Below are 26,786 nucleotides of genomic sequence, written 5' to 3'. Positions count from 1 at the left end.
CTGCTTGCTGGGCCATGCGTATCGGCGGGAGCCGGCGCGCATGGCAGGTGTTCTGGGCTCCGGACGGTTTAAAACTTGCCGCGCAGCGTCACCATCACATTGCGTGGCTCGCCAAAGTAGTTGGAGCCGTAGGCGGCCCACACGCGCTGGTAGTAGACCTTGTCGAACAGGTTGTTGACGGTCAGCGTCGCTTCCAGGTTCTTGTTGAAGCGGTAGCCGATTTGCAGTGCCGCCGTGGTGACGGGGCCTTGGGAGAATTTCACGTCACCGTTGAGGCGGTACATGCGGCTGGTGCTGCGCAGGCCACCACCCACGCTGAAGCCTTCCAGGGCACCTGACCCGAATTGGTAGCGCGTCCACAGATTGAAGTTGTGGCGCGGTGCAATGAAGGTGTAGAGCTGGGCCTTTTCGTCCGGCGTGCCTTCCAGCGTCTTGGTCTGGGTATAGGCATAGCCCACGGACAAATTCCAACCCGGCGCAATACGTCCGTTGGCTTCGGCTTCCACGCCCTGGCTGCGCATCTTGCCGGAGGCAACGGAGAACAGCGGATTGGCGGGATCCGTCATCGCGCGGTTGGTGTCTTCCATGCGGAAGATGGCGGCACGGGCGTTGACTTGCTTGTTCAGCCATTCGCCTTTGAGGCCGGCTTCGAACTGCTGGCCCACACGGGGGCGCAGCGTGTTGCCTGCGGCATCGTTGGCGGTCTGCGGCGCAAAAATGCGCGTGTAGCTGGCGTAAGCGGAAAGCTGTTCGTTCAGATCCAGCACCAGGCCGGCGTAGGGCGTGAACTTGCCGCTGATGCGGGTGTTGGTCTCCGAGAACTGATTGAAATAGGCGTTGCGGTTGACGGCATGGTTGTCCCACCAACTCATGCGGCCGCCTAGGCTGAGCAGCACGCCGCTGGCCGGACGCAGATTGGCGCGTCCATAGACTCCATATTGCTCCGTGCGGTTGTCATTGCCGTTGGAGAAGCTGTAGTTGGTCGGTTGAGGGACGTTGTTGTCCGGGTTGAAGATGTTGATGGGCGCATCGTTGCCGCCGCCGTACTGAAAGTTTTTGTGCACCTTGCGGTAGTCCGCTCCCACGGTCAGCTCGTTGTTGGCGGAGCCGAAGGCGCTGAAGGGGGTGGTGATGAAGCCATCAAGCCCATGCGTCTTCCAGTGGCTGCGGTAGGCCCAGCTGATGAGGCAGCTGTCGCCGGTGGCCGGATCGGCGGCGCAATCCGACCAACCAAACAGGCGCGAGGGCTCGTCCTGCTCGCGATAGGTGGCGCTGAGCTTGATCTGCCCGCCGTTGTCCAGGCGGTGTTGCAGTTCGGCGAAGTACTCGGTGTTGCGTTCGGTGATGTGGTTCCAGATCGGATCCAGATAGCTGGAGCGCGGAATGTCCAGCAGTCTGCCGTCGGGATAGGCAGGCAGACCGAATGCCGGGCGCCCCTTGTATTCCTGATAGCTCGCACCGGCCGTGAGCATGGTGGATGGCGTGAGGTCGGCCTCCACCACGCCGTAGACCAGGGGTTTTCTGGAGTACACATGATCCACGAAAGAGCCGTGATCCTGATAGGCCGTAACCAGACGGCCGCGGATGCGCCCGTCACGGCTCAGCGGTCCGGTCATGTCGGCTTCGGCGTAATAGCGGTTCCAGGAGCCGGCAGACAGCTGCGTGTTGAACTCTGCCTTGGCCTTGGGGCGCTTGCGCACCAGATTGATGGCACCTCCCGGGTCGCCAGCGCCCTGGAACAGCCCGGCCGGGCCGCGCAGCACTTCGATACGGTCGTAGATGGCCATACCGAAGCCGGTGGACAGGTCATTGCCGGTGCTGGCCGGCGTGTTCACGCCGTCGATCTGTACGGTATCCACGGCATAGCCGCGCAGATAGAAGTTGCCGTGATTGCCTCCCGTGCTGCCGGGCTCCACGGTCACGCCGGGCACGGTGCGCATGGCGTCATCCAGGCTCTGGATGTTCTGGTCTTCCAGCATCTGGCGTGTGACGACGGACACCGACTGCGGTATCTCGCGCAAACTTTGTGCGCTCTTGCCAATGGTGACGGTTTGCGCCGCGTACGAGCCCGAGTCTTCCGAGAAGGTCGAGGTTTCCGCAGGCGCGGTCACCAGCACTTCGGCCAGGCTGGGGGCGGCGGCACTTGCCGCAGGAAGAGAGATATTGCTTTTGCGCAGCACAAAGATGCCAGGGCTGGTCTGCACGGCTTCAAGTCCCGTGCCGCGCAGCAGCTGGGCGAAGCCGCTGAGCACCGCAAACTTTCCGTTCAGGCCCGGCGACTGGATCTCGCCTGTCAGCGTTGAATCAGCGGAGAGCGTCACGCCCGATTCACCGGCAAAACGAGACAAGGTCTGGCTTAGCGGCCCTTGGGGAATGCTGTATTCACGCTGAGCCGGTGCGCTGCTGGCGCCGGAGGCCGGCTGTGCCTGAACCGCGCCGGCACCGGCCGTACCCAGCAGCAAAATCAGCGCCGCCTGTAGGGCGCTGTGCCTGAAACCTGCGAGGGAGACTGAGGTTGTGAACGCATGTCTGGAGATACGCTGTGCCGGGGCCATGGAGAAAAGTCCTTTTGAAGAAACGCCGATGAATTGCTTGTCTTATGGGTATGACCGGCGACTCGTCAAAAAGGGACATGCAAGCGCAAAAGATACGAAAATTTCAGCGCGCAGCGATGGTGACCCAGTAGCGGGTGCGCTGCAGAATTCTCACGGGTAGCGATGCCGCCAGAGCCATCAAGGCTTCATCCGTATTGCGCAACTGAAAGGCACCGCTGACCGGAAAGGCCGCGACCGCAGGATCGCAGCGCACCATGCCGGGCCGGTAGCGCGAGAGTTCGGCGGCGAAGACGCTCAGCGGGGTTTTTTCTGCATACAGCACACCGTATGCCCAGCCGTCGGCGGCAAGGCTGGCGGGCTCGGGCAGGTCTATATGCTCAGCCGTCATGCGCGTCTGGCTTCCTGTATCGAGGCGCACGGCCATGCCGCCATTGGCAGGGATGAGCTCCACTGCACCTTGTTGCACGGCAATCAGCGAGCTTGGTGCTGCGCCCTTGGACCTTGGTTCCAAGCGCACGGTGTAGCGCGTTCCCAGGGCGCGAGCCGTGCCTTCGCTGGTCTGCACCAGAAAAGGACGCTGCGCGTGATCGGTTGCCGTCTGAATCCAGACGGCGCCTGAGCGCAGAATCAGGCGTCGCTCTGACGAGGAGAATGCCAGATCAACGGCGCTGCCGGTATCCAGCTGGATTTTGCTGCCGTCGGCAAGCGTGGTTTCGCGCCGCTCGCCGGTCGCAGTACGCATGTCGGCCGACCACTCGTTCCACGGCGCAAGGCGCCAGCTGGCATAGCCGATGGGTCCCGCCACAATGGCTGCGGCCAGCAGGCGCGTGGCCATGCGCCGCTGCGTGCGGCTGGACTCGCGCAGTGCGGCAGCACTCAAGGCTCCCAGCCGGTTGTCGGCGTTGATATCGGCACCGGCTCGACTTGCGCTGAGCTTGCCAAGTACCCGTTCTGCGCGCTGCCAGGCCATTTCATGGCGCGGGTCCGAGGCACGCCAGCGCATGAGCTCGGCTTGATGGGTGGAGTTGTTTCCTTCCGTTTGCAGCCGCACCAGCCACTCGGCTGCTTGCAGCGCCACGCGCGGATCAACTTCTGCAGGAGTGGAGGATGAGGCCATGGCTCAGATCGCCAGCAAAATGCACTGCGCGAACGCCTGGGCCATATAGCGCTTGACGGTGCGATCCGTGACACCCAGCTGCTGCGCTACTTGCGCATATGTCAGGCCATCCAGTTGAGACAGCAGAAAAGCCTCGCGGACCTTGGGCGGCAAGCCGTCCAGCATGGCGTCGATCTGATGCAGGGTCTCCAGAATCAGTAGCTGCTGCTCGGGCGAAGGCGCCATGGGCTCGGGCAGTTGCGCCATGGCATCCAGCCAGGCCTGTTCCAGAGACAGGCGTTGCACATGGTTGATGAGCAGGTTGCGCGCTACCGTCGTCAGGTAGGCGCGCGGCTCGCGCAAGACCAAGGCCCGCTGCTCCGTCTGGGCCGTCAGCACGCGCACGAACGTGTCTTGCGCCAGGTCGGCCGCGTGATCGGAGCCACCCAGCTTGCGCCGCAGCCATCCCAGAAGCCAGGGATGGTGCTCCCCGTAGAGCGCGGCTACGTCGGATGCGGCGTTGGAGAGCTGGGACAAGATGCTGTTGGTGTTTTATTTGAGAATGAGAATTATTGTTGATTGGTGGCAAAAATGAAATAGCTGCGGCTTCTATGAACACAAGGCACAAGCGCGGTTGTTGTTTTCTTGGCGCTTGCTTGAGGTGGTCCGAGGTCCGGGTCATGGCGCTGGATGCAGTCAGGCTTCCACGGCAGACGCTGATGGGAAGCGCCGTTGATCTGGCTTTTGCTATTGAATAGATAGCTTCTGGCGAATGATGAATAAGCGCTGCAGGCGATTTTCATTCTTGTTTTGGCTGTGTTCACGCTTGCGCAGGCTGACAGGCTGTCGTCCGGGTTTTGCGAATGGGGCAAGGGATTTGTATGCTGGGTGCGGACTTGTTCGGGCTCAGCTCTCCCCACTCTAAGAAAGAAGCCTCCATGACGACTCTCCAGATCAACGGCCAGACGCAGTCGGCCGATGCGGCGCAGGAAACCCCTTTGCTCTGGGTGCTGCGCGATGAGCTAGGCCTGTGCGGCACCAAGTTTGGTTGCGGCATGGCGCTGTGCGGAGCTTGTACCGTGCACCTGGATGGGGAACCCATCCGTTCCTGCATCACGCCGCTGTCTGCGGTGCAGGGCAAGGCGGTGGCCACCATCGAAGGCATGGAGCTCGACCGCGTAGGCAAGGCCGTGCAAGCCGCCTGGGTGGAGCTGGGCGTGGCCCAGTGCGGCTACTGCCAGGCAGGGCAGATCATGACGGCCGTGGGCTTGCTCAAGAAAACGCCGAACCCCAGCGACAAGCAGATCGACGAAGCCATGAGCGGCAATATCTGCCGCTGCGGCACCTATCCGCGGATTCATGCAGCGGTCAAGCTGGCATCCAGGCTTTTGACCGTGGGGGTGAAGTAAATGCAAGACCTTTTTGACACCCTAGACATCAGCCGCCGCAGCCTGCTGCAGGGCGGTGCGGGCCTGGTCTTCAGCCTGGGCGTCAGCCAAGGCGGTTGGGTCTTTGCCCAGGATGCGGCCAAGCCGCCCAAGGCCTATGGCGCGGATTCCATGCCCGGCGGCACGGTGGATGACCCCCTGGCCTTTGTCGGGATCGCCCTCGATGGTGCGGTCATCATCGTGGCCCACCGAGCCGAAATGGGCACGGGTGTGCGCACCAGTCTGCCCATGGTGGTGGCCGATGAAATGGAAGCGCGCTGGGAGCGGGTCAAAGTCGTTCAGGCTCAGGCCAATGAGGCCAGGTACGGCAACCAGAACGTGGACGGCTCGCGCAGCATGCGCCACTTTCTTGCGCCCATGCGCCGCGTGGGCGCTGCCGTGCGCCAGATGCTGGAGGCTGCAGCCGCAGCCCGCTGGGGCGTGCCGGTGGAGGAGGTCAAGGCCGTGCAGCATGAGGTGATTCACACGCCCAGCGGCAAGCGCCTGGGTTTTGGCCTTCTGGCTATCGATGCCGCCAAGCAGCCCGTGCCCAGGGGCGATGCGCTGCGGCTGAAGAGCGCCGCCGATTTTCGCTACATCGGCAAGGGCCAGATTGCGGCAGTGGATCTGGTGGACATAGGCCGTGGCAAGGCCGTGTATGGCCAGGACATGCGCTTGCCGGGCATGGTCTATGCCGTGGTGGCCAGACCGCAGGTGCTGGGGGCCAGGCTGCGCAGCTACAAAAGCGACCATGTCAAGCAGATGCCGGGAGTGAAAAAGGTGCTGGAGCTACCGGGCTACAAGGGCGCTCCCATGTTTCAGCCTCTGGGGGGCGTGGCCGTCGTGGCATCCAATACCTGGGCGGCGATGCAGGGCCGCAAGGCGCTGGAGCTGAACTGGGACGAGGGAGAGAACGCCAGCTACGACTCCGTCCAATACCGCAAGCTGCTGGAAAAAGCCGCCAGCAGCCCCGGTAAGCTGGTACGCAAAAATGGCGATCTGGATTCTGCGGTCAAAGCTGCGGGCGACAGAAAGCGGGTGGTTGGCGACTACTACATACCCCATTTGGCCCATGCCTCCATGGAGCCACCGGCGGCCACGGCCCTGGTCGCGGCGGACAAGAGTCGCTGCGAGATCTGGACTTCGGTGCAGGACCCGGAAACCGCCAAAAAACTGGTGGCCAGCTTTCTGGGTCTGACGCCCGAACAGGTGACGGTCAACGTGCTGCTGCTGGGCGGTGCCTTTGGCCGCAAGTCCAAGCCCGACTTTGCGGTAGAGGCGGCGCTGATTGCCCAGTCCATGCCGGGCACGCCGGTGAAGCTGGTGTGGACGCGTGAGGACGATATCCAGCACGATTTCTATCACGCTGTCTCGGCCGAGCGGCTGGAAGCCGTGCTGGGCCGCGACGGCATGCCCATCACCTGGCTGCACCGCACGGCAGCACCCACGATCGGCTCGCTGTTTCAGCTGGGAGCCAAGGGGCAAAGCAGCATGGAGATGGCCATGTCGGCCATCAACATGCCCTATCAGATTCCCCATGTGCGCATAGAAACCGGCGAGGTTGCAGCGCATACCCGCATCGGCTGGTTTCGCTCGGTCTACAACATTCCCCATGCGTTTGCGGCCCAGTGTTTTATTGCCGAACTGGCCCACCGTGCAGGCAGGGACCACAAGCGTTACGCGCTGGATCTGATAGGTCCGGCGCGCAGGATCAACCCTGCCGACCTGGGCGATGACTGGAATTACAGCGAATCGCCCATGCTCTACCCCTATGACACCGGCCGCTTGCGTGCCGTGATCGAAGCGGCGACACGCGGCGCGCGCTGGGGTAGAAGACTGCCCAAAGGCCATGGCCTGGGGCTGGCGTTTTGCTATAGCTTCATGAGCTATTCGGCGGTGGTGGTGGAGGTGGCCGTCGATGCCAAGGGCGGCATCAAGCTGGTGGCCGTGGATACCGCGCTGGACTGCGGCCCCCAGATCAACCCCGAACGCATTCGCGCGCAAATGGAGGGCGGCGTCATCATGGGCCTGAGTCTGGCCATGAGCAGCGAGATCAGCTTCGAGAAAGGCCGCGTCAGGCAAAGCAACTTCCACGACTATGTGGTGCTGCGCCATGCCGAGCAGCCCGGCGTGATTCGCTGCCATCTGGTGGGCAACAGCCTGGACGTGCCGCCCGGCGGCGTGGGCGAGCCGCCGCTGCCTGCTGTGGCTCCGGCATTTGCCAATGCCATTTTTGCGGCCACGGGCAAGCGGATCAGGGCCTTGCCCATTCAGTCGCTCGGCTAGCTGGCTGAGTCTTCATAAAAAGGCCGGCTGGCAGCATGCCCGGCCGGCTTTTTTGCATCTTCAGGGGCAGGGCTGCGTCGCCCGAGTCTCTGGGGTTGATACCGATGTTGATAAATCAACATTGGGTAAAGATGTCTGGTATTTTGTGCATATGTGAATTACATGGGCGCATGTGCAGAGGCCGATCCGGGGCTGACCTGGCCGGCACCTTCCACCTGTTTTATCCATCGCATTGCCATGAGCTCCGATTCCGCTTGTGAAGAGACTGTTTGCAGCCAGAGCTTGCCGCTGGACGAGTTTCTGACTTTCAAACTCATGGCTCTGGCCAATGCGCTGCAGATGCAGGTGACGCGCCACTATATTGCGCCGGTCACTTCCGTTGGCTTGGTCGAATGGCGCCTCATGGGTCTGTTGCAACAGCATGGCGAAAGCCATGCCGGGGCGCTGGCGCGCATCAGCCTGATCGACAAGGCGCAGATCAGCCGCAGCCTGCAGCCGCTGATAGAGCGCGAATGGGTGCAGCGCCGTGTGGATCCGCAGCATGCGCGCCGCCATCTGCTGAGCTTGACGCCGCAAGGGCTGAGCCATTTCAACTGCGTGCTGGCCCAGGCCAGACCATTTCAGGCCGCGCTGCTCAATGCGCTGACGCGGCAGGAGCGCGAGTCGCTCAATCAGATCATGGCCAAGCTGATGCAGGCCGCCGAGGCCATTGATGCCCAGGCCTCGCAGCAAGCTGCGGATTCAGAGCCAAACAGGCCTCTGGCCATTGAACAGTAAGCGCTGAATGCTCTTGTTTTGATAACAACCACGGAGACCGACCATGCACCCCGATGAAATCAGCGCACGCCGCGAGCTGGCTGCCTGCTACCGCATTTTTGCCATGCTGGGCTGGGATGAGCTGATCTACAACCACATTACCGTGCGCCTGCCGGATAGCGTGACCGGCGGCGAAAAGCAATTTCTCATCAACCCCTTTGGCCTGCACTACGGCGAGGTCACGGCAGCCAATCTGGTGCGCATCAACGTCAGGGGCGAGGTGGTCGGCCACTCGCCCCATCCTGTCAACCCGGCCGGTTTTGTGGTGCACGCAGCCATTCACGATGGCTTGGAGGGCGCGCATTGCGTGATGCATACCCACACCACGGCCGGCATGGGCGTGGCCTGCCTGGAGAGCGGTCTGAGCCAAAGCAATTTCTACAGCGCCCAGTTGCATGGCATGGTGGCGTATCACGACTTTGAAGGCATCACCATTCATGCCGGCGAAGGCCCGCGCCTGCTGCAAAGCATAGGGCGCTGCAAGGCGGTGATTCTGCGCAACCATGGTCTGCTGAGCTGGGGCAGCCATCTGCCCCAGGCTTTTGCCGTGCTGTGGACGCTGCAGCGCGCCTGCGAGGTGCAGCTGGCCACGCAGGCCATGGGTGCGCCGCGCATGATTGACGAGGCCACGGCTGCGCGTTGCAACGCGGACTCGCTGACCTTCAACGACGACCATGGCGGCCCCCGCGATGTGTTCGACCATCTGGTGCGGCGCGTGAATCGGGTCGACAGCAGCTATCTGGATTTGTAAGCGGAGTGTGGTGATGAGTCTGAAAAAAGCATGTATTTACGGCGCCGGTGCCATTGGCGGCTGGCTGGGCGTGGCGCTGGCCAAGGCCGGTTGTGAACTCAGCGCGGTGGCACGCGGCCAGACGCTGGCGGCCTTGCAGCAAAACGGCTTGACGCTGGTGCATGGCGATCAACGCGAGACCGTGGCCGTGCGCGCCGCGCAGGACCCGGCGGCGCTGGGCGTGCAGGACGTGGTGGTGATTGCCGTCAAGGCCCCGGCTATGCCTGAAGTTGCCAAGCAGATTGCGCCGCTGATAGGCCCGCAGACCCTGGTGCTGACAGCCATGAATGGCGTGCCCTGGTGGTTTCTGGCCGGCGGTGTGGATGCCAGCCTGCAAGGCCTGCAGCTCAAGACGGTGGACCCGGGTGGCGAGATTGCGCGTGCCATTCCTACCTCCCAGGTGATCGGCTCGGTGGTGCATGCCAGCTGCTCGCTGGATGCTCCCGGCGTGGTGCGCCGCCATTTTGGCAACAGCATCATCGTGGGCGAGCCCATGGCCACGGCCGGCGCACAGCCTACAGAGCGCCTGATGGCCCTGGCCGAGCTGCTGCGCCGGGGCGCTCTGGAGGTCAAACTCTCCGAGCACATTCAGCGTGAGGTCTGGTACAAGCTCTGGGGCAATATGACCATGAACCCGGTCAGTGCCATCACGGGGGCGACCACGGACAAGATTCTGGGCGACGAGCTGGTGCGCAACTTCATCACGGCCGTGATGCTGGAGGCCAAGGAAATCGGAGCCCGCATCGGCCTGCCGATTGCGGATTCTCCCCAGGATCGACACCAGGTGACGCTGAAGCTGGGCGGCTTCAAGACCTCCATGCTGCAGGATGTGGAAGCGGGCAAGCCTGTGGAGCTGGACGCCCTGGTGGGCGCGGTACGCGAGATGGGCGCTCTGTGCGCTATGGCCACGCCTTGTACCGATGCCCTGCTGGGACTGACCCGGCTGCGCGCCCAGCAGCTGGGTCTGTATCCGGCATAGGGGCGCTAGGCTTTGCGTCAAGTCTGGGTGAGTGCATTCGGAAAAAATCGTATGCGCGTGTATGCGGCTATGCAGCGGACGGAGCTTGGCCCTAGACTGGGCGACCATGAGCACCCATACCTCCAGCAAGCCCTCTCCTTCAGCTTCCGGCCAGGACAGTCGTGACAACCAGTGGGCCACGCTGTGCGTGGTCGTCACCACGGTGGACAGTGCCGAAGCTGCCGAGGACATGGCCCGGGCCATTGTCTCGGGCAAGGCCGCTGCCTGCGTGCAGGCCGAGCGCATCAACTCCTGCTATATGTGGGACGGCGTGCTGCAAAACACGCCCGAGTGGCGGCTGATCTTCAAGACCCTGCCCGATGCGCTGCCCCGGCTCACCCGGCTGATCCATGAGCAGCACAGCTATGAGGTGCCGCAGATCACCATGCGCACCGAGCGCTGCCTGCAAGACTATGCCAAGTGGCTCAAGGCCCAGATTCAGACCTGAATGAAAAAAGGAGTGCCCAAAGCACTCCTTTTTTGTATCAAATTGGCCTGAAGCGCACATCCATCAAGCGCTTGAGGCTATCGAATTTGCAGTATCTCAGGACAGCAAAGCCTGGGCAAATTCCTTGGCGTTAAAGGTTTCCAGATCCTCGATCTTCTCGCCCACGCCGATGAAGTAGACGGGAATCGGGCGCTCCTGCGCGATGGCCGCCAGCACGCCGCCCTTGGCGGTGCCGTCAAGCTTGGTGACGATCAGGCCGGTCAGCTGCAGCGCATCGTCAAAGGCGCGCACCTGGGTCAGAGCGTTCTGGCCGGTATTGCCATCAATCACCAGCAGCACCTCGTGCGGGGCCGAGCCATCGGCCTTGGTCACCACGCGCCGGATCTTGCGCAGTTCTTCCATCAGGTGCAGCTGGGTGGGCAGGCGGCCTGCGGTATCGACCAGCACCACGTCTTTTTTGCGGGCCTTGCCGGCAGAAACCGCATCAAAGCTCACTGCAGCCGGGTCGCCGCCTTCCTGGCTGACGATTTCCACGGTGTTGCGGTTGGCCCAGACGCCGAGCTGCTCGCGCGCAGCGGCACGGAAGGTGTCGGCTGCGGCCAGCAGCACGCTCTGGCCTTCGTCGGCCAGGTGCTTGGTCAGCTTGCCAATCGAGGTGGTCTTGCCTGCGCCGTTGACGCCGGCCACCATGATGACGGTGGGCGTGTGCTCGCCAATCACCAGCGGCTTTTCCAGCGGGGCCAGCAGATCGGCCAGGGCGTCGGCCAGCAAGGCCTTGACGGCCGCCGGCTCGGTGGTCTTGGTGTCCTTGACGCGGCGCTTCAAATCATTGAGCAGGTGCTGGGTGGCTTTGACGCCGGTGTCGGCCATCAGCAGCGCATCTTCCAGCTCCTCGTACAGCGCATCGTTGATCTGCGTGCCGGTGAAGACGGTGGCGATGCTGGAGCCCGTCTTGCGCAGGCCGGCCTTGAGGCGCTCGGTCCAGCTTTGGCGGCTGGCATTGGCGGCTTCGGGCTTGGCCGTGGGCTCGGGGGCGGCGACAAAATCGGCTGTTGGTTCGGACTTGCCGCCAAAGGTCTTCCGCCACCAGCTGGAGCCCTGGCTGGTTTCGGGAGCCTCAGCAGGCGCCGGGGCTGTTGCCCCTGGCTTATCCTGTGAGCCTGGTGCCTGCGGACTTTGCGCCTGCAGGCTTGGTGGCTGGGCGTCGCTCTGAACCGGAGACGGGGAGGCGGGCGCCGCTGCAGTCTCTGCAACGGGCACGTTTTCTGCCGCACTGGGCGGATTGGGCTTTTTCTTGAAAAAACTGAACATTGGCGGGTTCTTAGAATCACATCATTCTATGAAACATGTACGTGCACTCCCTGTACTGGGCTTAATGGCCTGTTTAAGCGCTGGGGCAGCCTTGGCTGCACCCAAGGCATTGTCCAAATCCGAGCCGGTGGTCGCAAGTGCTGCGGCCCCGGTTTCCACCAGCGCCGCCGTGCAGCAGTTCAAGCTGAGAAACGGCATGCAGCTGATTGTGCAACCGGACCGACGCGCTCCCACGGCCGTGCATATGCTGTGGCTGCGGGTGGGCGCGATCGACGAGGTCGACGGCACCTCGGGCGTGGCCCATGCGCTGGAGCACATGATGTTCAAGGGCAGCAAGACCGTGAAGCCCGGCGAGTTCTCGCGCCGCGTGGCGGCCTTGGGCGGGCAGGAAAATGCGTTTACCAGCCGCGATTACACCGGTTACTACCAGCAGATTCCATCCAGCCGCCTGGAAGATGTGATGAAGCTCGAATCCGATCGCTTTGCCAACAACCAGTGGCCCGATGCGGAATTCAAGAAAGAGATTGAAGTGGTCAAGGAAGAGCGCCGCATGCGCACCGAAGACCAGCCGCGTGCCGTGCTCATGGAGCAGCTGATGGCCGCCACCTTCATCGCCTCGCCCTATCACCGTCCCATCGTGGGCTGGATGAGCGATCTGGATGCCATGACGCCCGACGATGTGCGTGACTTCCACAAGCGCTGGTATGTGCCCGCCAATGCCGCCCTGGTGGTGGCTGGTGATGTAGACGTGGCCAAGGTGCGCGCCTGGGCCGAGAAATACTACGGCAGCATTCCCGCCCGCGCCGTGCCCGTGCGCAAGCCGCGCACCGAGCCGGTGCAGATCGGCGTGCGCCGCATCGAGGTCAAGCAGCCCGCCGAGCAGGCTTTTGTGGCCATGGCTTACCGCGTGCCTTCGCTCAACCATGTGGAACAAATGGATCAGGGCGACAAGGATGCGCTGGCGCTGCTGGTGCTGTCTGCCGTGCTGGATGGCTATGACGGTGCCCGGCTGGAGCGCGCCCTGGTGCAGGGTGAAGGCCAGAAGAACGGCCGCGTGGCCGACAGTGCCGGCAGCTCGGCTTCCATCATGGGGCGCGGTCCCAGCCTGTTCATGCTGACCGGCGTGCCGGCCAAGGACAAGACGCCTGCCGAGGTGGAAGCGGCCTTGCGCGAGCAGATCCAGAAGATTGCCCAGGAGGGCGTGCAGGCCGAGGAGCTGGCCCGCGTCAAGACTCAGTGGATGGCCTCCAACGTCTATGAGCGCGATTCCGTCATGGGTCAGGCTCAGAGTCTGGGCAGCTACTGGGTGCAAGGCATGCCGCTGGATGCCGAAGACAAGCTGCTGGTCGCACTCAAGAAAGTCACTTCGGACGACGTCAAGGCCGTGGCCGCCAAGTACTTTGGCGACGACCAGCTGACGGTGGGCACCCTGGTGCCCCAGCCCCTGCCTGCCGGCGGCAAGCCGCAGCGCCCCCTGTCCGGCAAGGCCGACGCCGGTGGACCGGTTCACTGAGCGCGGCTGGAGAAGTTTATGAAGAGTATGAAAAAGATAGCTTTCAGTGCAATATTCATGGGCGCAGGAATGGGATTGATGACTCAGTCCGCCTGGGCCTTGCTGCCGATAGAGCATTGGACCCAACCCAGCGGCGCCCAGGTCTGGCTGGTGCAAAGCCCCGGCATTCCCATGGTGGATGTGCAGCTGGATTTTGACGCCGGCTCCCGCCGCGACCCCAAGGAACAGAACGGCCTGGCTGCTTCGGTGGCCATGATGGCCTCCAAGGGTGTCAAGGCCACCGGCGATCAGCCGGCGCTGGATGAAAATGGCCTGGGCCAGGCTTGGGCCGATCTGGGCGCCAGCTTTGGTGCCAATGCCGGTCGTGACGGCTTCACCTATGGCCTGCGTTCCCTGACCGAACCCGATTTGCTGCAAAAAGCCGTGGCCCTGGCCGCGCGCCAGATGGCTACGCCCAGCTGGCCCGAGGCGGTCTGGCAGCGCGACCGCGAGCGCTGGGCCGCGGCCATCAAGGAAGCCGCCACCCGCCCCGGCACGGTGGCGGCCAAGGCGTTTCGCAAAGACATCTTCGGCAGCCACCCCTATGGCAACGAAGTCACGGGCGAAAGCCTGGCGCGCATCGATATCTCGGCCATGCAGGCTTTTCACCGCCAGCTGATTGCCGCCTGCCGCGCCAAGGTCAGTGTGGTGGGGGCCGTCAGCCGCGAGCAGGCCGATACCCTGGTCAAGCAGCTGCTGGGGCCTTTGCAGGCCGCCAACGGCAATGATTGCGCCCCGCTGCCCGAGGTGCCCAAGGTGGCCGATCTGAGCGAAGCCAAGACCGAGAACATTCCGTTTGAATCGGCCCAGGCCCAGGTGCTGATAGGCCAGCCCGGCATTGCCCGCAACAGTCCGGATTTTCTGGCCGTGATGGTGGGCAACCACATCCTGGGCGGCGGCGGCTTTACCTCGCGCTTGATGGAGGAGGTGCGTGAAAAGCGCGGCCTGACCTATGGCGTGTACAGCGATTATTCTCCGGGCCTGGACCGCGGCGCCTTCAAGATCGGGCTGCAGACGCGCCCGGATCAGGCGGCGCAGGCGCTGAAGATCTCGCAGGACGTGTTGCGCAAATTCGTGGCCGAAGGCCCGACCGAAAAAGAACTCAAGGCGGCCAAGGACAATCTGATAGGCGGTTTTGCCCTGCGCATTGACAGCAACCGCAAGCTGCTGGGCAACGTGGCCAATATCGCCTGGAATGGCCTGCCGCTGGATTACCTGGAGCACTGGACGGATCGCGTCCAGGCTCTGACAACCAAAGATGTGAAAGACGCCATGCAACGCATGATTCAACCCGACCGTATGGTGACCGTGACCGTGGGAGCCAAGCCATGAGCCGCAGCGCCATCAAGCTCCACACCCCCGCAGGCCGCAAGGCGCTGGACAAGATGATCAACGAGGCCGAGCGCAAGGCGCAGGAAACGGCGCTGACCAAGGGCGGCAAGCCCGTGGCCCCGGCCAAGAAAGCCGCTGGCAACGGTGAAATCCGCATCATTGGTGGCCAGTGGCGCCGCACGCGCCTGCCCGTGGCCCAGAAGCCCGGCCTGCGCCCCACGCCCGACCGCGTGCGCGAGACACTGTTCAACTGGCTGGGCCAGGATTTGACCAACTGGAAGTGCGTGGATGCTTTTGCCGGCACGGGCGCTCTGGGTTTCGAAGCCGCCTCGCGCGGCGCCAGCAGCGTGGTCATGAACGAGCAAGATGCGGCCTTGGTGCAGCAGCTGCAGCGCCTGCGCGAGCAGCTTGATGCCAAGGCTGTGAAGGTTCAGCGCGGCGACGGGCTGAGCTGCCTCAAATCCATCAGCGGCCAGGATCTGGTGTTGCTGGACCCGCCCTTCGATCTGGTCGACATGTTCGAGGCAGCCGTCAAGGCTGCGGCCCAGGCCATCAGCGATGGAGGCTTCATCTATCTGGAAGGCCCCGAGGCCTGGGGCGAGGAGCAGTTGCAGCCCCTGGGTCTGGAGCTACACCGCTACCTCAAGGCCGGTGCTGTGCATGCCCATTTGCTCAAGAAGCTGCCCTGAGCGGAATTTTCCGTAGCTTTTGCTATTGAATGAAGAGCTGCTGGTGCTTGATATACAAGCGCTAGCAGCTCTTTTTTATGAAATCTTGCTCAACATCAGCTCTGCTGAACCGGCTCGGAGGGCTGAATGCATAATGCTTTTTTCCGTGTGGCAAAGCATTGCCGCGCTCCCTCGAATGCCAGCAAGGAGACAAATCCCCATGAGCCAGGACCTGATTGCCGTGTATCCCGGAACCTTTGATCCCATCACGCTTGGGCATGAGGATGTGGTGCGCCGGGCCACGCAACTGTTTGGCAAGGTCATCGTGGCGGTGGCGGCAGGTCATCACAAGAAAACCCTGTTCAATCTGGAAGAGCGCATGGCCATGGTGAGCGAGGCGGTGGCGATCTATCCCCAGGTGCAGGTGCAGAGCTTTGACGGCCTGCTGCGCGACTTTGTGGTCTCGCGCGGCGCCAAGGCCATGGTGCGCGGCCTGCGCGCCGTGACGGACTTTGACTACGAATTCCAGCTCGCCGGCATGAACCGCACCCTGATGCCCGAGGTGGAAACCGTGTTCCTCACCCCCAGCGACCGCTACCAGTTCATCAGCTCCACCTTTGTGCGCGAGATTGCGACGCTCAACGGCGAGGTGGATAAATTCGTCTCCAAGGGGGTGCTCGACCGACTGATGGCCAAGGTGGGGCGCACGAGCTAAAGCTTTAGGCTGGCGCCTGCGCTCTGCGCTGGGTCAGCACCTCGTGCACAAAGCGCAGCTTGGCCCAGGCACCGGCAGACGTGGCAAACGGGTAGGCATCTCCATGGCCCAGGCTGTGATTGAGGCTGTTGTGGATCAGCGTCAAAGGCACCCACTGGGCTTGCACAAGGTCGAAGCTGGGCGTGGGCAGCGCCAGGGGGTCGCGCATCTGCCATGTGGGGCTGGGCGGAATTTCAGGCACCGTCATCTGCATTCGGTAGCTGGCTGCGGTTTCCAAAAGATCCATCATGTGCAGATAGTGCGCCCAGGTCTCGGCCCAGTCTTCCCAGGGGTGAGAGGTGGCGTAGGCGCTGACATGGGCGGCTTGCCAGCCGGTATCGAACGGGTTTTTGTTGTAATGGCTTAGCAAGGCATTGCCATAGTCTTGGCGCTCATCGCCGAATAGCGCTCGGTACAGCTCCAGCCAGGGGCTGTTGGCTATCAATTTTTCCCAGTAAAAATGCCCGGTTTCGTGGCGCAGATGACCGATCAGCGTGCGGTAGGGTTCATGCAGGGCCAGGCGGCGTTTGGCACGTTCGTCATCGTCGGCCTCGACGACATTGAGGGTGATCATGCCGCTGTAGTGGCCGGTCATCACCGGCGGTGCGCCCGGCATGTCGGCCAGCAAGGAAAAGCGCGGCTGCCAGTCATCATCCATCAGGCCCAGCTTGGCCAGGGTGTAGTAGAGCCTGCGCTTGGCCGTCTCGATCTTGGCCCAGCGGAATTCATTGGCCGGGTTGCTGGAGTCCGGTAGCCATTCAGTCTGGCGGCAGGATACGCACAGCGTATGTGCGTCGTGGGCCTCAATGGCGAAATTGCACAGATTGAGGTTCTGGCGGTGGGCGCACAAGCGGTAATGCAAGGGCTGGACGGCGGCAACGCGCAACTGGTCTGGCAGGAAGGCAAGCTGCGCCCCGCAGTGCACGCACTGCAGGCTGTCAAAGAAAACCAGATGGCCGCAGGCATCGCAGTTGAATACTTGCATGGGCTTTACTGTAAGGTCTGGTGGATCGGCTGCGGCAAAGTCAGGGCTTTGCCAAAAAAAGCCGGCATGCATGCCGGCTTTTTTCAAGAGGCCCGGGCATGCGCCCCGATGAGGGCGCTATCGGGCCGGTCTTTATGGGCGTACCACAATGCTGTTGCGCACTTCGCGCACATTCTTGGTGGTACGAGCAATCTCGCCAGCGCGGGCCTTTTCCGCATCAGATTTGGCAAAGCCGGACAATTGCACCGTGCCGTTGAGTGTTTCCACACTGATGGAGGTTGCGGAGACGCTCTTGTCCTCGGCCATCTTGGCTTTGACTGCCGTGGTAATGCCAGCATCATCCACATAAGAGCCTACGCTTTGCTGATTGCGGGCCACCGAGCAAGCAGTGGTTCCCAGCACAGCAAGACCAGTGACGGCAGCGAAAGCGAGAGTTCGGATCATTGGTTTCATGAAGCTCCTTTGCGGTTGAAAAACTATCGATGAGGCCAGTGCCGCAGTCACAGGCGTGTCTGCGGCAATGGCTTCAGATTCACTTTCTGCGGCTGCGGCCCAGCATGAAGGCCGTGGCAATGGCCGCGCCGGTGGCCGCAGCAATCAGCATGGAGCGGCCAGGCTGCTCGGACACATAACGTGTGGTGGCGTCGGCTGCCGTCTGGAATTGACGACGCGCCTTGTGCGAGTTGTCGGCCCAGAAATTGATGCTGCGCTCGGCCAGATCCTGGGCGCGAGTGGCCAGATCGTCGATCAACTGGCGGTTGTATTCGCTTTCGGCATCGCGCAGATTGCGACCCGCTTCATCAATGGCTTCGGAGGCGGTGCGTCGCGTGCTGCGATACGCGTCTTGGGCGGCATCCTTGACGTCGGCGGCCACATCCTGGGCTGCGTTGGCAGCCTTGTGGGCCGTGTTCTTGGCGGAGTCCAGTACCTCTTCGGCGGCGCCCTTGGCATTGCTTGCCACGTCCTTGGCCGAGGCCTTGATCTCTTCCACCACGGACCTGGCGTTGTTATCGGCTTGACTCATCAGCTTGATCTCCCAAAAAACGCACTGTCGCAAGCCTGCGACAGGCATGGTCATTGCTTATATGGCTCCCGCTGTAAGCAGCGGCGGGATTGATGATGGCGAATACCGCCTGTTTGTGCAATGCACCGGTCGGTATTGCAGGGTATTTGGTGTTACCGGTGGTGTTTATTTCTTGATCAGGCTCACGGCAAAGCTGATCACGGCCATGACGATGAACACAATGAACAGAATTTTGGCGATGCCGACTGCTCCGGCGGCGATGCCGCCGAAACCAAATACGGCAGCTATCAAGGCGATGACAAAAAAAACAATGGCGTAGTGCAGCATGACAGTCTCCTCAATCCGTGATTTCAATGACGCCGGTGGGCGCTGAAAAATGGGTGATGAGTCGACTGTAGGTACTGCAGCCAGGCCGTTTTGACGGTATCGGGCCTGCCTGGGCGTCAGGGCTATCGCAGGCATGCTTGTAGGAGAAGTACCGATTGCGCTGCTGCTGATTGCGCTGCTGCACCCTTGTCAGACCGCCAGGGTTGACAGCGGAATGACGGCAGAAATGGTGGTGCCCTTACCGATTTGCGATGAAACCGTCAGGCGACCGCCTGCGGCTTCGACTCTGTGACGCATGCCGGCAAGTCCGTGGGAGTTGGGGCGCATGCTGGCGGTTTCAAATCCATCGCCATCGTCCTGGATCTGCACCGCCACATAAGTCGGGTAATTGTGTACCGTCACCATGACATGCTGGGCTCTGGCGTATTTTCCGATATTGGTCAGTGATTCCTGCACCACGCGATAAACCGTCAACTGGGTGGATTCCGGCAGATCCACCTGCTCCAGAATCGACTCCACGTCAATGCCGCTGCGTTCGGCGAATTCGCGCGTCAGGATTTCAAGCGCCGTGGTCAGGCCCAGGTTGGACAGCGAGGAGGGACGCAGGTCTTCAATGATGCGCCGCTTGAGAGCAATGCCGCTGTTGAGCGTCGCGATCAGATGGGTAATGCGCTCCCCAACTTCTGGCGCGCTGATGTCGATTTTGGACTTGAGGCGTGCAACATCCAGTTTGGCGGCCGTCAGAAGGGAGCCCAGCTCGTCATGCAGCTCACGGGCGAGGTGGCCGCGCTCATCTTCGCGCACCTGTTGCAAGTGGGTGGCCAGTTCCGTCAGCGTGGCGGTGCGTTCGCGCACGATTTCTTCCAGGCGATTGCGTTCATCGCGCTGGATTTCCTGCTCGCGCTGGTTGGCCAGCTGCAGCAGATGCGCCTGGCGCAGATACATGAAAAATCCCAGAATCCCCAGCACGGTGACCGTGGCGATACCGATTCGGGAGAGAGCTAGCGTGTGCTCGATGTCGTTGACATCGCGCTCGCTCTGTTTTTCAATGCCGGCCAGGAGCATCTTGCTGTACCCGCGTATGGCATCCATGTTCTCCATGCCTACGTCGGTAAACATTACAAAGCGCCAAGCATCGTTATTGCCTTGGCGGTACAGACGAAGGCTCAGCTCCATTTCGCTCATCTTGCGTTCCACATGACGCGCCAGGGGAGAGAAAGTGGCCAGATCGCTGGGATTGAGAATGAAGATCTTGCGTAGCTCATCCATGGTGCCGTTGATGGCCAGCGTCGCGTCGGTGTAGGGGTCGAGGTAGCGATCTTCTCCTGTCAGCAGGTAGCCGCGCAGACCTGTTTCGGCATCCAGAATCTGTTGCATTAACTGATTGATTTTTGCGCGGGTATTTTGAGTCTGTGTCAGCGTGTCCAGAGCTGTCATGGAGCGCACGTAACCCGCTTCATTAATACTGGCCATCAGTACCGCCGCAATGATTGCAATCACCAAGCTGATTGCAATTTTGCGCAAATGTATCCAGCGCATCTACATCCTCTCACCTACAAGCTAATTTCCTGATATTCTGCATAATCTTATCGTCAATGACTGACGTGTGCATGTCGGTCAACCCCGGTGAAGCGCCGCGAGAGCTTGCGTAGCTTCATGAAAAAGAGGTATTCATGATTAAAGTTGGCATTGTGGATGACCATGCAATCGTCCGTTCGGGTTTGCGCCAGTTTCTCTCCGAACATGTGGACTTGCGGGTGGTAGGAGAGGCCGCCAATGGTCGGGAGGCGATTGATCTGGTTCGCGAGCATGAGGTGGATGTCCTGCTGATGGATTTGTCAAACGTCGCATCGACATTCAAATCCTGGCAGCGACGACGCACATCGGCCGTGGCATAGTTACTCAGGACAATCATTTTCTGATGGGGAAGACGCTGCTGAAATGCAGTAACCACGCCCAGACCGCTGCCTTGGCGCAGGAATAAATCCACGATCACCAGGTCCCAGGCATCGGCATGCTGGGCTAGCCAGTCCGTGGCCTCGGTCTCTGTTTCTGCAATGCCTACTGGCTGTACCTCGGCCAGCTCTGCCAAGGTAGCTATCAGATTTTCACGAATTGTTGGATTGTCTTCAACGAAAAAGGTGCGCAGCTTCACAGTAGTTCCAACTAGGTCATTTCACGGACGGTGTTGCCCATGAACCTGTCTATGCAACCGATTGTGGCGTATGGCCTCAAGCCGGCATGACAGCAGGTAAGCGGCACGCTCGTCAGAGCCAGGCCTACAAATTGTTTAGACAAACTGGGCAGTCCGGGTTGTGGGCCGTACGGATGCGGCTCCACTCCATGGTGCGTGCGTCCAGCATCTGAAGTTGTCCGGAGGATGGCTTGCCAAAGCCGGCTATCAGCTTCAAGGCTTCGGCGGCCTGCATGGTTCCGATGAGGCCGACGATGGGGGCAAACACACCCATGGTGGAGCATTGAACTTCCTGAAACTGCGCATCCGGAGGGAAAATACAAGCATAGCAGGGGGCGTCCGGTTCGCGGGGATCGATAACCATCAGTTGGCCGTCCAGCCGGATGGCCGCACCCTCGATCAAGGGCGTTTTGTGTCGTACGCAAGCCGCATTGATGAGGTGACGGGTCTGGTAGTTGTCCGTGCAGTCGAGCACCACACTGGCCTGAGGAATCAGTTCATCCAGCAGCTCCTTGGTGGCGCGCTGCTGCAGGCCGTGAAACTGCACATCAGGATTGATGGCATGCACGGCGGCGCGTACGGAGTCCACTTTCGGAGTGCCTACGCGCTCCATGGTGTGTGCAATCTGGCGCTGCAGATTGGTCATGTCCACGGTGTCGTGGTCGACCAGGGTGATCTGGCCCACACCGGCAGAGCCCAGATACAGAGCGGCCGGGCAGCCCAGGCCACCGGCGCCTATCACCAGCACATGGGCCGCCAAAATACGCTCCTGTCCCTCGATGCCGATTTCATCGAGCAGGATGTGGCGCGAATAGCGCAGCAGCTGATCGTCATTCATCTGGTTGATTTCCTTTGCTTCAGGCAGGAACGGTAGTCACCATGAAAAAAGCCGGGCTGGGGGCCCGGCTCGGTGAGGGGGACGGCAGCCGCGAGCGATCAGTGGCTTTTTTTCTCCGGACTGGCCTTGTCGGAGGGCTTGTCTGCCGCCTTTTTATCGCCGCTCTTCTTGTCGGCACTGTCACCGGCTTTTTGCTCGGGCGGGCGTTCGGTCAAGGTCTTGCTGACCTTGACGGGCAAACCTTTGAGCTTGTTCAGGGCTTGCTGCAGCTGGAAGTCCTTGTCCGAGCCGAACTCCGGCAGACGGCGCTCCGACAACGGCTTCTTGGATTCCTCTTCCAGGCGTTTGCGCGCCTCTTCACGGGATTTTTCCAAGGCTTCGTTCTTGACTTCCTCGGTGCCTTGTCCGCTGGACAGGTGTTTTTCCAGATCGGCTTCGCGCATGCTCAGCGCGGCAAAAATATCGCCTTCGGCGGTCTCGTCGACCATCACGTCCGGGACGATGCCCTTGGCCTGAATCGACTTGCCGCTAGGCGTGTAGTAGCGGGCCGTGGTGAGCTTCAAGGCAGTCTCAGGTCCCAGGGGGCGCACGGTCTGCACCGAGCCCTTGCCAAAGGTCTGGCTGCCCATGATGGTGGCACGCTTGTGGTCCTGCAGGGCACCAGCCACGATCTCGCTGGCCGAGGCCGAGCCTTCGTTGACCAGTACGACCATGGGCAGCTTTTTGAGTGCGGCAGGCAGACGCTGCAGCGGATCACCCAGACCGCGCTGAGCATAGAACTCGGGCGAAGCGGTATAAGTGGCCTTGCTTTCTTCCAGCTGGCCGTTGGTGGAGACCACCTTGGCGTCCTGAGGCAAAAAGGCTGCCGAGATGGCGATGGCCGCATCCAGCAGGCCGCCGGGATCGTTGCGCAGATCCAGCACCAGACCCTTGATGTTCGGGTCCTGCTTGTAGATTTCCTCGACCTTGCGCACAAAGTCGTCCACCGTGCGCTCCTGGAACTGGCTCAGGCGGATCCAGCCATAGCCTGGTTCTACGAGCTTGCCCTTGACGGACTGGGTCTTGATCTCTTCGCGCGTGATGGTGACGGGGAAGCTGCGGCTTTCATCCTTGCGCAGGATGTTCAGGCGCACCTTGGTGTTGGGTTCGCCACGCATGCGCTTGACCGCATCGTTGAGCGAGAGTCCCTTGACCGCAGTTTCATCAATCTTGGTGATCAGATCGCCGGTCTTGAGGCCGGCGCGGAAGGCGGGCGAGCCTTCGATGGGCGAGACAATCTTGATCAGCCCATCTTCCATGGTGATCTCAATGCCCACGCCCACGAACTTGCCGCTCGTGCCTTCGCGAAATTCTTTGTAGGATTTCTTGTCGAAATACTGGGAGTGCGGGTCCAGGCTGGAAACCATGCCGGAGATGGCATCGGTAATCAGCTTTTTATCGCTGACCTGTTCTACATAATCGGTCTTGATCAGACCGAAAACCGCGGACAGTTGCTGGATTTCCTCAAGCGGCAAAGGCGTGACGCCTCCACGGGCCAGAGTTTGCAGGGATACCGTGGTCAACGCACCGGCCACCACGCCTACAGAAATCCAGCCAGCAATTTTGATTTTTTGACCCATAGCACCCCTTTAACCATTCGCAATATACACCTTGGATGGCGCAAGGCTTATGAGGTTCCATAGCTCTTGCGTTGCTCTTGCCCCGGACTGCAAGGCTGGGCCAGCCGTCCGGGGCATGGGTATCAGGCTTTGCCCTGAGATGCCACAGCCGAGGCCGCCTTGGCTGCTGCTTGCGCATCGCCCAGGTAGTAATGGCGAATCGGCTTCAGGTTCTCGTCCAGTTCATAGACCAGAGGGATGCCGTTGGGGATGTTCACGCCCACGATTTCGTCGTCGGCGATGTTGTCCAGGTACTTGACCAGGGCGCGGATGGAGTTTCCGTGAGCCGTGACCACAATGCGCTTGCCGGACTTGATGGCGGGCGCCATGGACTCGTTCCAGAACGGAATCACGCGTTCCACGGTGTCCTTGAGGCACTCGGTCAGCGGGATTTGCTCGGGCTGCAGCTTGGCGTAGCGCACGTCGGAGCGCTCGCTGCGTGGGTCCGAAGCTTCCAGTGCGGGTGGCGGCACGTCATAGCTGCGGCGCCATTCCAGCACCTGGGCTTCGCCATATTGCTTGGCCATGTCGGCCTTGTTCAGACCTTGCAGGCCGCCATAGTGGCGCTCGTTGAGGCGCCAGTGGTGCACCACTGGCACCCAGGTGCGGTCCATCTCGTCCAGCACGTGCCACAGGGTACGGATGGCGCGCTTGAGCACACTGGTATAGGCCACATCGAATTCATAGCCTTCGGCCTTGAGCAACTGGCCGGCAGTCTTGGCTTGCTCAATACCGGTGGAAGTCAGATCCACATCGGTCCAGCCGGTAAAACGGTTTTCAAGGTTCCAGGTGGATTCACCGTGGCGGATCAGAACGAGCTTGTACATGGACTCTCTCAAAGTAGCAAAGCAGTTATGACGCAAAGTCAAAGCCCGCTATTTTAGGGGTTTGCATTTTTCCATTCAGCCGTCGGGATAGTGGCAACATGCTTTGTTGCATGGAGTTTGGGGGATTTCTTCGTTAGCGCCAGGTGTGCAGGCAGGGCGCCGACCCTTGGGGATCAGGCACTTGCCCTTGATTTCGCACAGTCTCAGACGGACCGCCGGGCGAACAGCCGGGCCTACCCTCTAAAATCGGCAGGTTTGCCATCCCAAGGAATGACGTGAAATTCATCATCGATAACTGGTATTTGATCCTGATTGCCGTGGCATCGGGCGTGATGCTGCTGTTGCCCATCGTACGTGGTGCCGGTGCAGGCTCGCTGTCGGCTGCTGCAGCCGTGCACCTGATCAACCGCGAAAAAGCCGTGGTGCTGGATGTGAGCGAGCCCGACGAGTTTGCTGCGGGCCACGTCAACGGAGCCAAGAATCTGCCCCTGGGCGAGCTGGAACAAAAGCTGCCCACCATGGTCAAGAACAAGAATCTGCCCCTGGTACTGGTCTGCGCCAAGGGTGCTCGCGCATCGCGCGCCGAAGGCATCGCCAAGAAGCTGGGCTATGAAAAGGCCCAGGCTCTGGCTGGCGGCCTGAAGGCCTGGCGCGCCGCGGGCCTGCCCGTTGAAAAAGCCTGATCCAGCCCCATCTGCTCTCAGATGATTTAGATAGCAGCCCGTAACGCGCCCTCGCCGGACGTGTTGCAGGCCTGAACAGCCGGGCTGGCGCAAGTGCCGCAGCCCCGGCGAACCGACCCACAGGAAGAGTTGCTCATGCAAGCCGTCAAGATGTACACCACCGCCGTCTGCCCTTTTTGCATTCGTGCCAAGCAGATTCTCAAGGCCAAGGGTGTGGAACAGATCGAGGAAGTGCGCATTGATGTCGATGCCGCTGCCCGCGATCACATGATGCAGACCACCGGTCGCCGCACCGTGCCGCAGATTTTCATCGGCGAGACCCATGTGGGCGGCTGTGATGATTTGATGGCTCTGGACGCCAAGGGCGGCCTGCTGCCTTTGCTGCAGAGCTGATTGCCAGACGCCTGTGCTTATCGCATTGCAGCATTCGCCAGGCTTTGCCCATGGGGCAATCCCCGGTGAGCAGTCACTGGACTTGGCTTCCGGAGCTTGTGCTGCACTGCATAATGCCAGTTGCTATTTCCTGGAAATGCCCGTTGTGACTTAGCGCGCAACGGGCATTTGCATTTCCCAGACTTTGTTTTCCCGAAAGAAGCATCTCATCATGGCCGAACAAGACAACGCTCCCGTTTTCCAGATCCAGCGCGTTTACCTCAAGGACCTGTCCCTGGAGCAACCCAACTCTCCCGCCATTTTGCTGGAGCAGGAACAGCCCAGCGTGGACATCCAACTGGGCGTGGAAGCCACTCCCGTGGCCGAAGGTGTGTTTGAAGTGGCTGTGACCGCTACCGTGCAGACCAAGATTCAGGACAAGACCGTGTTCCTGGTCGAAGCCAAGCAAGCCGGTATCTTCGAAATCCGCAACGTGCCCGAAGATCAGATGGGTGGAGTGATCGGCATTGCCTGCCCCCAGATCATCTATCCCTACCTGCGTGGCAACGTGGCCGACATCGTCACTCGCGCCGGTTTCCCGCCCGTGCACCTGGCTGAAATCAACTTCCAGGCCATGTACGAGCAGCAGCAAGCCGCTGCGGCCGCGCAGACCGAAGGTCAGCTGCCTCAGTAAGCAGCGTCTGCGGGCCTGGTTTTTGCAGTGTGCAAAAATCAGGGCTCAGGCACAAAAAAGAGGCCCGAGCGGCCTCTTTTGCTTATGTGGATTGCGCTAACTGCTATCAATATTCGTATATGAAAATTCTTGTCATAGGCGCCGGAGCCTGGGGTTCGGCCCTGGCCATGAGTGCCGCAGCCCGCCCGGACAAGCGCACAGTCACCCTCTGGGCGCGTGATGCCGCTCAGGCACAGGCCATGCAGACCGAGCGTGCCAACACGCGCTACCTCAAAGGCGTTCAGTTCCCGCCGGCGCTGGCCGTGGTGCATGGCGACGTGATGGAGCAGGTGCGCGACGCGGATCTGGTGGTGCTGGGCACGCCCATGGCAGCGCTGCGCGAATGGCTGGGCAAGCTCAAAGATTGCAGCGTGCCCGTGGTCTGGTTGTGCAAAGGCTTTGAAGCCGTGGCCGCCGGTGCGGCGGCCCGCAGCATGGGCCTGATGGCCCATGAAGTCTGCCAGCAAGTGGCGCCTCAGCTGCGCTGCGGCGTGCTTAGCGGCCCCAGCTTTGCGGCCGAAGTGGCCCGCAACCAGCCCACGGCCCTGGTCGCGGCCAGCGCCCATGCCGACGTCAGCGAGATGCTGGTGAGCGCTTTCCACGGTGATGCCATGCGTGTCTATGCCAATACCGACATCGTGGGTGTGGAGGTGGGTGGCGCCGTGAAAAACGTGCTGGCCATTGCCACCGGCCTGTGTGACGGGCTGCAACTGGGGCTGAATGCCCGTGCGGCTCTGGTCACCCGCGGTCTGGCCGAGATGACGCGTCTGGGCGTGGCGCTGGGCGCGCGCACCGAAACCTTTATGGGCCTTTCGGGCCTGGGCGATCTGGTTCTGACTGCGACCGGCGATCTGTCGCGCAACCGCAAAGTGGGCTTGTTGCTGGCCGAGGGCAAGACGCTGGAGCAGGCCGTGGCCTCGCTAGGCCATGTGGCGGAAGGCGTGTACAGCGCGCGCACCGTGCTGGCGCGTGCGCTGCACCTGGGCGTGGAAATGCCCATCACCGAAACCGTGGTGGCCTTGCTGGACGGCAAGCTGCCGGTCTCGGAAGCCGTGCAGTACCTGATGGCGCGCGATGCGCGCGGTGAGTAAG

At 61.5% G+C, this 26,786-nt stretch carries 27 protein-coding genes and 2 pseudogenes; 15 read left to right on the top strand and 14 right to left on the bottom strand.

Features of this window, described 5'->3' with window-relative positions:
- Window positions 1-68 precede the first annotated feature (68 nt).
- The 4 genes from EAO39_RS19595 to EAO39_RS22770 form a co-directional block, all read right to left on the bottom strand.
- Entirely contained in the window at window positions 69-2,555 is a 2,487-nt protein-coding gene (locus EAO39_RS19595; RefSeq protein WP_240467133.1) for a TonB-dependent receptor, read from the bottom strand.
- Window positions 2,556-2,658: 103 nt separating this feature from the next.
- Window positions 2,659-3,672, bottom strand: coding sequence for a FecR domain-containing protein (locus EAO39_RS19590; protein ID WP_120971386.1), 1,014 nt, complete (start codon window positions 3,670-3,672; stop codon window positions 2,659-2,661).
- Between the two features lie 3 nt (window positions 3,673-3,675).
- The gene (locus EAO39_RS19585) at window positions 3,676-4,191 is read right to left on the bottom strand and encodes a sigma-70 family RNA polymerase sigma factor (RefSeq protein ID WP_120971385.1); all 516 of its coding nucleotides are present in this window, start codon (window positions 4,189-4,191) and stop codon (window positions 3,676-3,678) included.
- A gap of 29 nt (window positions 4,192-4,220) precedes the next feature.
- Window positions 4,221-4,523: a hypothetical protein gene (locus EAO39_RS22770; RefSeq protein WP_162989659.1), complete on the bottom strand. Its 303-nt coding sequence runs from the start codon at window positions 4,521-4,523 to the stop codon at window positions 4,221-4,223.
- Window positions 4,524-4,589: 66 nt separating this feature from the next.
- Between EAO39_RS22770 and EAO39_RS19580 the strand changes: the two genes are divergently transcribed.
- The 6 genes from EAO39_RS19580 to cutA all read left to right on the top strand — a co-directional run bounded on the left by EAO39_RS19580 (window position 4,590) and on the right by cutA (window position 10,436).
- Window positions 4,590-5,060 (top strand): (2Fe-2S)-binding protein, encoded by a 471-nt coding sequence (locus EAO39_RS19580; protein ID WP_120971873.1) that lies wholly within the window; start codon window positions 4,590-4,592, stop codon window positions 5,058-5,060.
- A complete protein-coding gene (locus EAO39_RS19575; protein ID WP_120971384.1) occupies window positions 5,061-7,364 on the top strand; it encodes a molybdopterin cofactor-binding domain-containing protein in 2,304 nt (767 codons plus the stop codon).
- 237 nt (window positions 7,365-7,601) lie between these two features.
- Window positions 7,602-8,141, top strand: coding sequence for a MarR family winged helix-turn-helix transcriptional regulator (locus tag EAO39_RS19570; protein WP_120971872.1), 540 nt, complete (start codon window positions 7,602-7,604; stop codon window positions 8,139-8,141).
- A 43-nt stretch (window positions 8,142-8,184) separates the two neighbouring features.
- The gene (locus EAO39_RS19565) at window positions 8,185-8,931 is read left to right on the top strand and encodes a class II aldolase/adducin family protein (RefSeq protein WP_120971383.1); all 747 of its coding nucleotides are present in this window, start codon (window positions 8,185-8,187) and stop codon (window positions 8,929-8,931) included.
- A 13-nt stretch (window positions 8,932-8,944) separates the two neighbouring features.
- Window positions 8,945-9,949 (top strand): 2-dehydropantoate 2-reductase, encoded by a 1,005-nt coding sequence (locus tag EAO39_RS19560; RefSeq protein WP_120971382.1) that lies wholly within the window; start codon window positions 8,945-8,947, stop codon window positions 9,947-9,949.
- Window positions 9,950-10,055: 106 nt separating this feature from the next.
- Window positions 10,056-10,436 carry a divalent-cation tolerance protein CutA gene (gene cutA / locus EAO39_RS19555; RefSeq protein ID WP_162989658.1) on the top strand — a complete coding sequence of 127 codons (381 nt, stop codon included), beginning with the start codon at window positions 10,056-10,058 and terminating at the stop codon, window positions 10,434-10,436.
- Window positions 10,437-10,532: 96 nt separating this feature from the next.
- Here cutA and ftsY read toward each other — a convergent pair whose 3' ends face one another.
- Window positions 10,533-11,747: a signal recognition particle-docking protein FtsY gene (gene ftsY / locus EAO39_RS19550; protein WP_120971380.1), complete on the bottom strand. Its 1,215-nt coding sequence runs from the start codon at window positions 11,745-11,747 to the stop codon at window positions 10,533-10,535.
- Between the two features lie 64 nt (window positions 11,748-11,811).
- On the opposite strand from ftsY, the gene EAO39_RS19545 reads away from it, so the two are divergent.
- From EAO39_RS19545 to coaD, 4 genes are all read left to right on the top strand, one after another.
- Entirely contained in the window at window positions 11,812-13,260 is a 1,449-nt protein-coding gene (locus EAO39_RS19545; RefSeq protein ID WP_120971379.1) for a pitrilysin family protein, read from the top strand.
- Window positions 13,261-13,278: 18 nt separating this feature from the next.
- Window positions 13,279-14,631, top strand: a complete 1,353-nt coding sequence (locus EAO39_RS19540) for a pitrilysin family protein (protein ID WP_120971378.1) — start codon at window positions 13,279-13,281, stop codon at window positions 14,629-14,631.
- Entirely contained in the window at window positions 14,628-15,320 is a 693-nt protein-coding gene (gene rsmD / locus EAO39_RS19535) for a 16S rRNA (guanine(966)-N(2))-methyltransferase RsmD (RefSeq protein ID WP_120971377.1), read from the top strand. The genes EAO39_RS19540 and rsmD overlap by 4 nt, the downstream gene beginning before the upstream one ends.
- A gap of 199 nt (window positions 15,321-15,519) precedes the next feature.
- Window positions 15,520-16,014 carry a pantetheine-phosphate adenylyltransferase gene (gene coaD, locus EAO39_RS19530; protein ID WP_120971376.1) on the top strand — a complete coding sequence of 165 codons (495 nt, stop codon included), beginning with the start codon at window positions 15,520-15,522 and terminating at the stop codon, window positions 16,012-16,014.
- A 4-nt stretch (window positions 16,015-16,018) separates the two neighbouring features.
- Here the strand turns inward: coaD and EAO39_RS19525 are convergent, their stop codons facing one another.
- From EAO39_RS19525 to EAO39_RS19505, 5 genes are all read right to left on the bottom strand, one after another.
- Window positions 16,019-17,038, bottom strand: coding sequence for a putative zinc-binding metallopeptidase (locus EAO39_RS19525; protein ID WP_120971871.1), 1,020 nt, complete (start codon window positions 17,036-17,038; stop codon window positions 16,019-16,021).
- A gap of 132 nt (window positions 17,039-17,170) precedes the next feature.
- Window positions 17,171-17,491 carry a BON domain-containing protein gene (locus EAO39_RS19520; protein ID WP_120971375.1) on the bottom strand — a complete coding sequence of 107 codons (321 nt, stop codon included), beginning with the start codon at window positions 17,489-17,491 and terminating at the stop codon, window positions 17,171-17,173.
- 79 nt (window positions 17,492-17,570) lie between these two features.
- Complete coding sequence (locus EAO39_RS19515) at window positions 17,571-18,062, bottom strand: hypothetical protein (RefSeq protein ID WP_120971870.1); 492 nt, start codon at window positions 18,060-18,062, stop codon at window positions 17,571-17,573.
- A 165-nt stretch (window positions 18,063-18,227) separates the two neighbouring features.
- Window positions 18,228-18,389: a DUF1328 domain-containing protein gene (locus tag EAO39_RS19510; protein WP_120971374.1), complete on the bottom strand. Its 162-nt coding sequence runs from the start codon at window positions 18,387-18,389 to the stop codon at window positions 18,228-18,230.
- Between the two features lie 189 nt (window positions 18,390-18,578).
- Window positions 18,579-19,928 carry a CHASE3 domain-containing protein gene (locus EAO39_RS19505; RefSeq protein WP_120971373.1) on the bottom strand — a complete coding sequence of 450 codons (1,350 nt, stop codon included), beginning with the start codon at window positions 19,926-19,928 and terminating at the stop codon, window positions 18,579-18,581.
- A 134-nt stretch (window positions 19,929-20,062) separates the two neighbouring features.
- Here EAO39_RS19505 and EAO39_RS19500 point away from each other — a divergent pair.
- Window positions 20,063-20,230: pseudogene (locus EAO39_RS19500) on the top strand (response regulator transcription factor); the annotation flags it as partial.
- On the opposite strand, the pseudogene EAO39_RS19495 reads toward EAO39_RS19500, so the two are convergent.
- The 4 genes and pseudogenes from EAO39_RS19495 to gpmA all read right to left on the bottom strand — a co-directional run.
- Window positions 20,221-20,544, bottom strand: a pseudogene (locus EAO39_RS19495) (response regulator); the annotation flags it as partial. The pseudogenes EAO39_RS19500 and EAO39_RS19495 overlap by 10 nt on opposite strands.
- A gap of 124 nt (window positions 20,545-20,668) precedes the next feature.
- Window positions 20,669-21,421, bottom strand: coding sequence for a HesA/MoeB/ThiF family protein (locus EAO39_RS19490; protein ID WP_120971372.1), 753 nt, complete (start codon window positions 21,419-21,421; stop codon window positions 20,669-20,671).
- Window positions 21,422-21,519: 98 nt separating this feature from the next.
- The gene (locus EAO39_RS19485; protein ID WP_120971371.1) at window positions 21,520-23,040 is read right to left on the bottom strand and encodes a S41 family peptidase; all 1,521 of its coding nucleotides are present in this window, start codon (window positions 23,038-23,040) and stop codon (window positions 21,520-21,522) included.
- Window positions 23,041-23,162: 122 nt separating this feature from the next.
- Entirely contained in the window at window positions 23,163-23,906 is a 744-nt protein-coding gene (gene gpmA, locus EAO39_RS19480; protein ID WP_120971370.1) for a 2,3-diphosphoglycerate-dependent phosphoglycerate mutase, read from the bottom strand.
- A 275-nt stretch (window positions 23,907-24,181) separates the two neighbouring features.
- Here gpmA and EAO39_RS19475 point away from each other — a divergent pair, with 275 nt between their 5' ends.
- From EAO39_RS19475 to EAO39_RS19460, 4 genes are all read left to right on the top strand, one after another.
- A complete protein-coding gene (locus EAO39_RS19475; protein WP_120971369.1) occupies window positions 24,182-24,589 on the top strand; it encodes a rhodanese-like domain-containing protein in 408 nt (135 codons plus the stop codon).
- Between the two features lie 135 nt (window positions 24,590-24,724).
- Window positions 24,725-24,982, top strand: a complete 258-nt coding sequence (gene grxC / locus EAO39_RS19470; protein WP_120971368.1) for a glutaredoxin 3 — start codon at window positions 24,725-24,727, stop codon at window positions 24,980-24,982.
- Between the two features lie 211 nt (window positions 24,983-25,193).
- Complete coding sequence (secB, locus tag EAO39_RS19465; protein ID WP_120971869.1) at window positions 25,194-25,655, top strand: protein-export chaperone SecB; 462 nt, start codon at window positions 25,194-25,196, stop codon at window positions 25,653-25,655.
- 119 nt (window positions 25,656-25,774) lie between these two features.
- Window positions 25,775-26,785, top strand: a complete 1,011-nt coding sequence (locus EAO39_RS19460) for an NAD(P)H-dependent glycerol-3-phosphate dehydrogenase (RefSeq protein ID WP_120971367.1) — start codon at window positions 25,775-25,777, stop codon at window positions 26,783-26,785.
- The last annotated feature ends 1 nt before the right edge of the window (window position 26,786 follow it).

The sequence above is a fragment of the Comamonas sp. lk genome (assembly GCF_900564145.1).
Lineage (GTDB): Bacteria > Pseudomonadota > Gammaproteobacteria > Burkholderiales > Burkholderiaceae_C > Comamonas.
The sequence above is the reverse complement of the archived record's forward strand: the minus strand, read 5'-3'. Positions and strand labels throughout refer to the sequence as shown.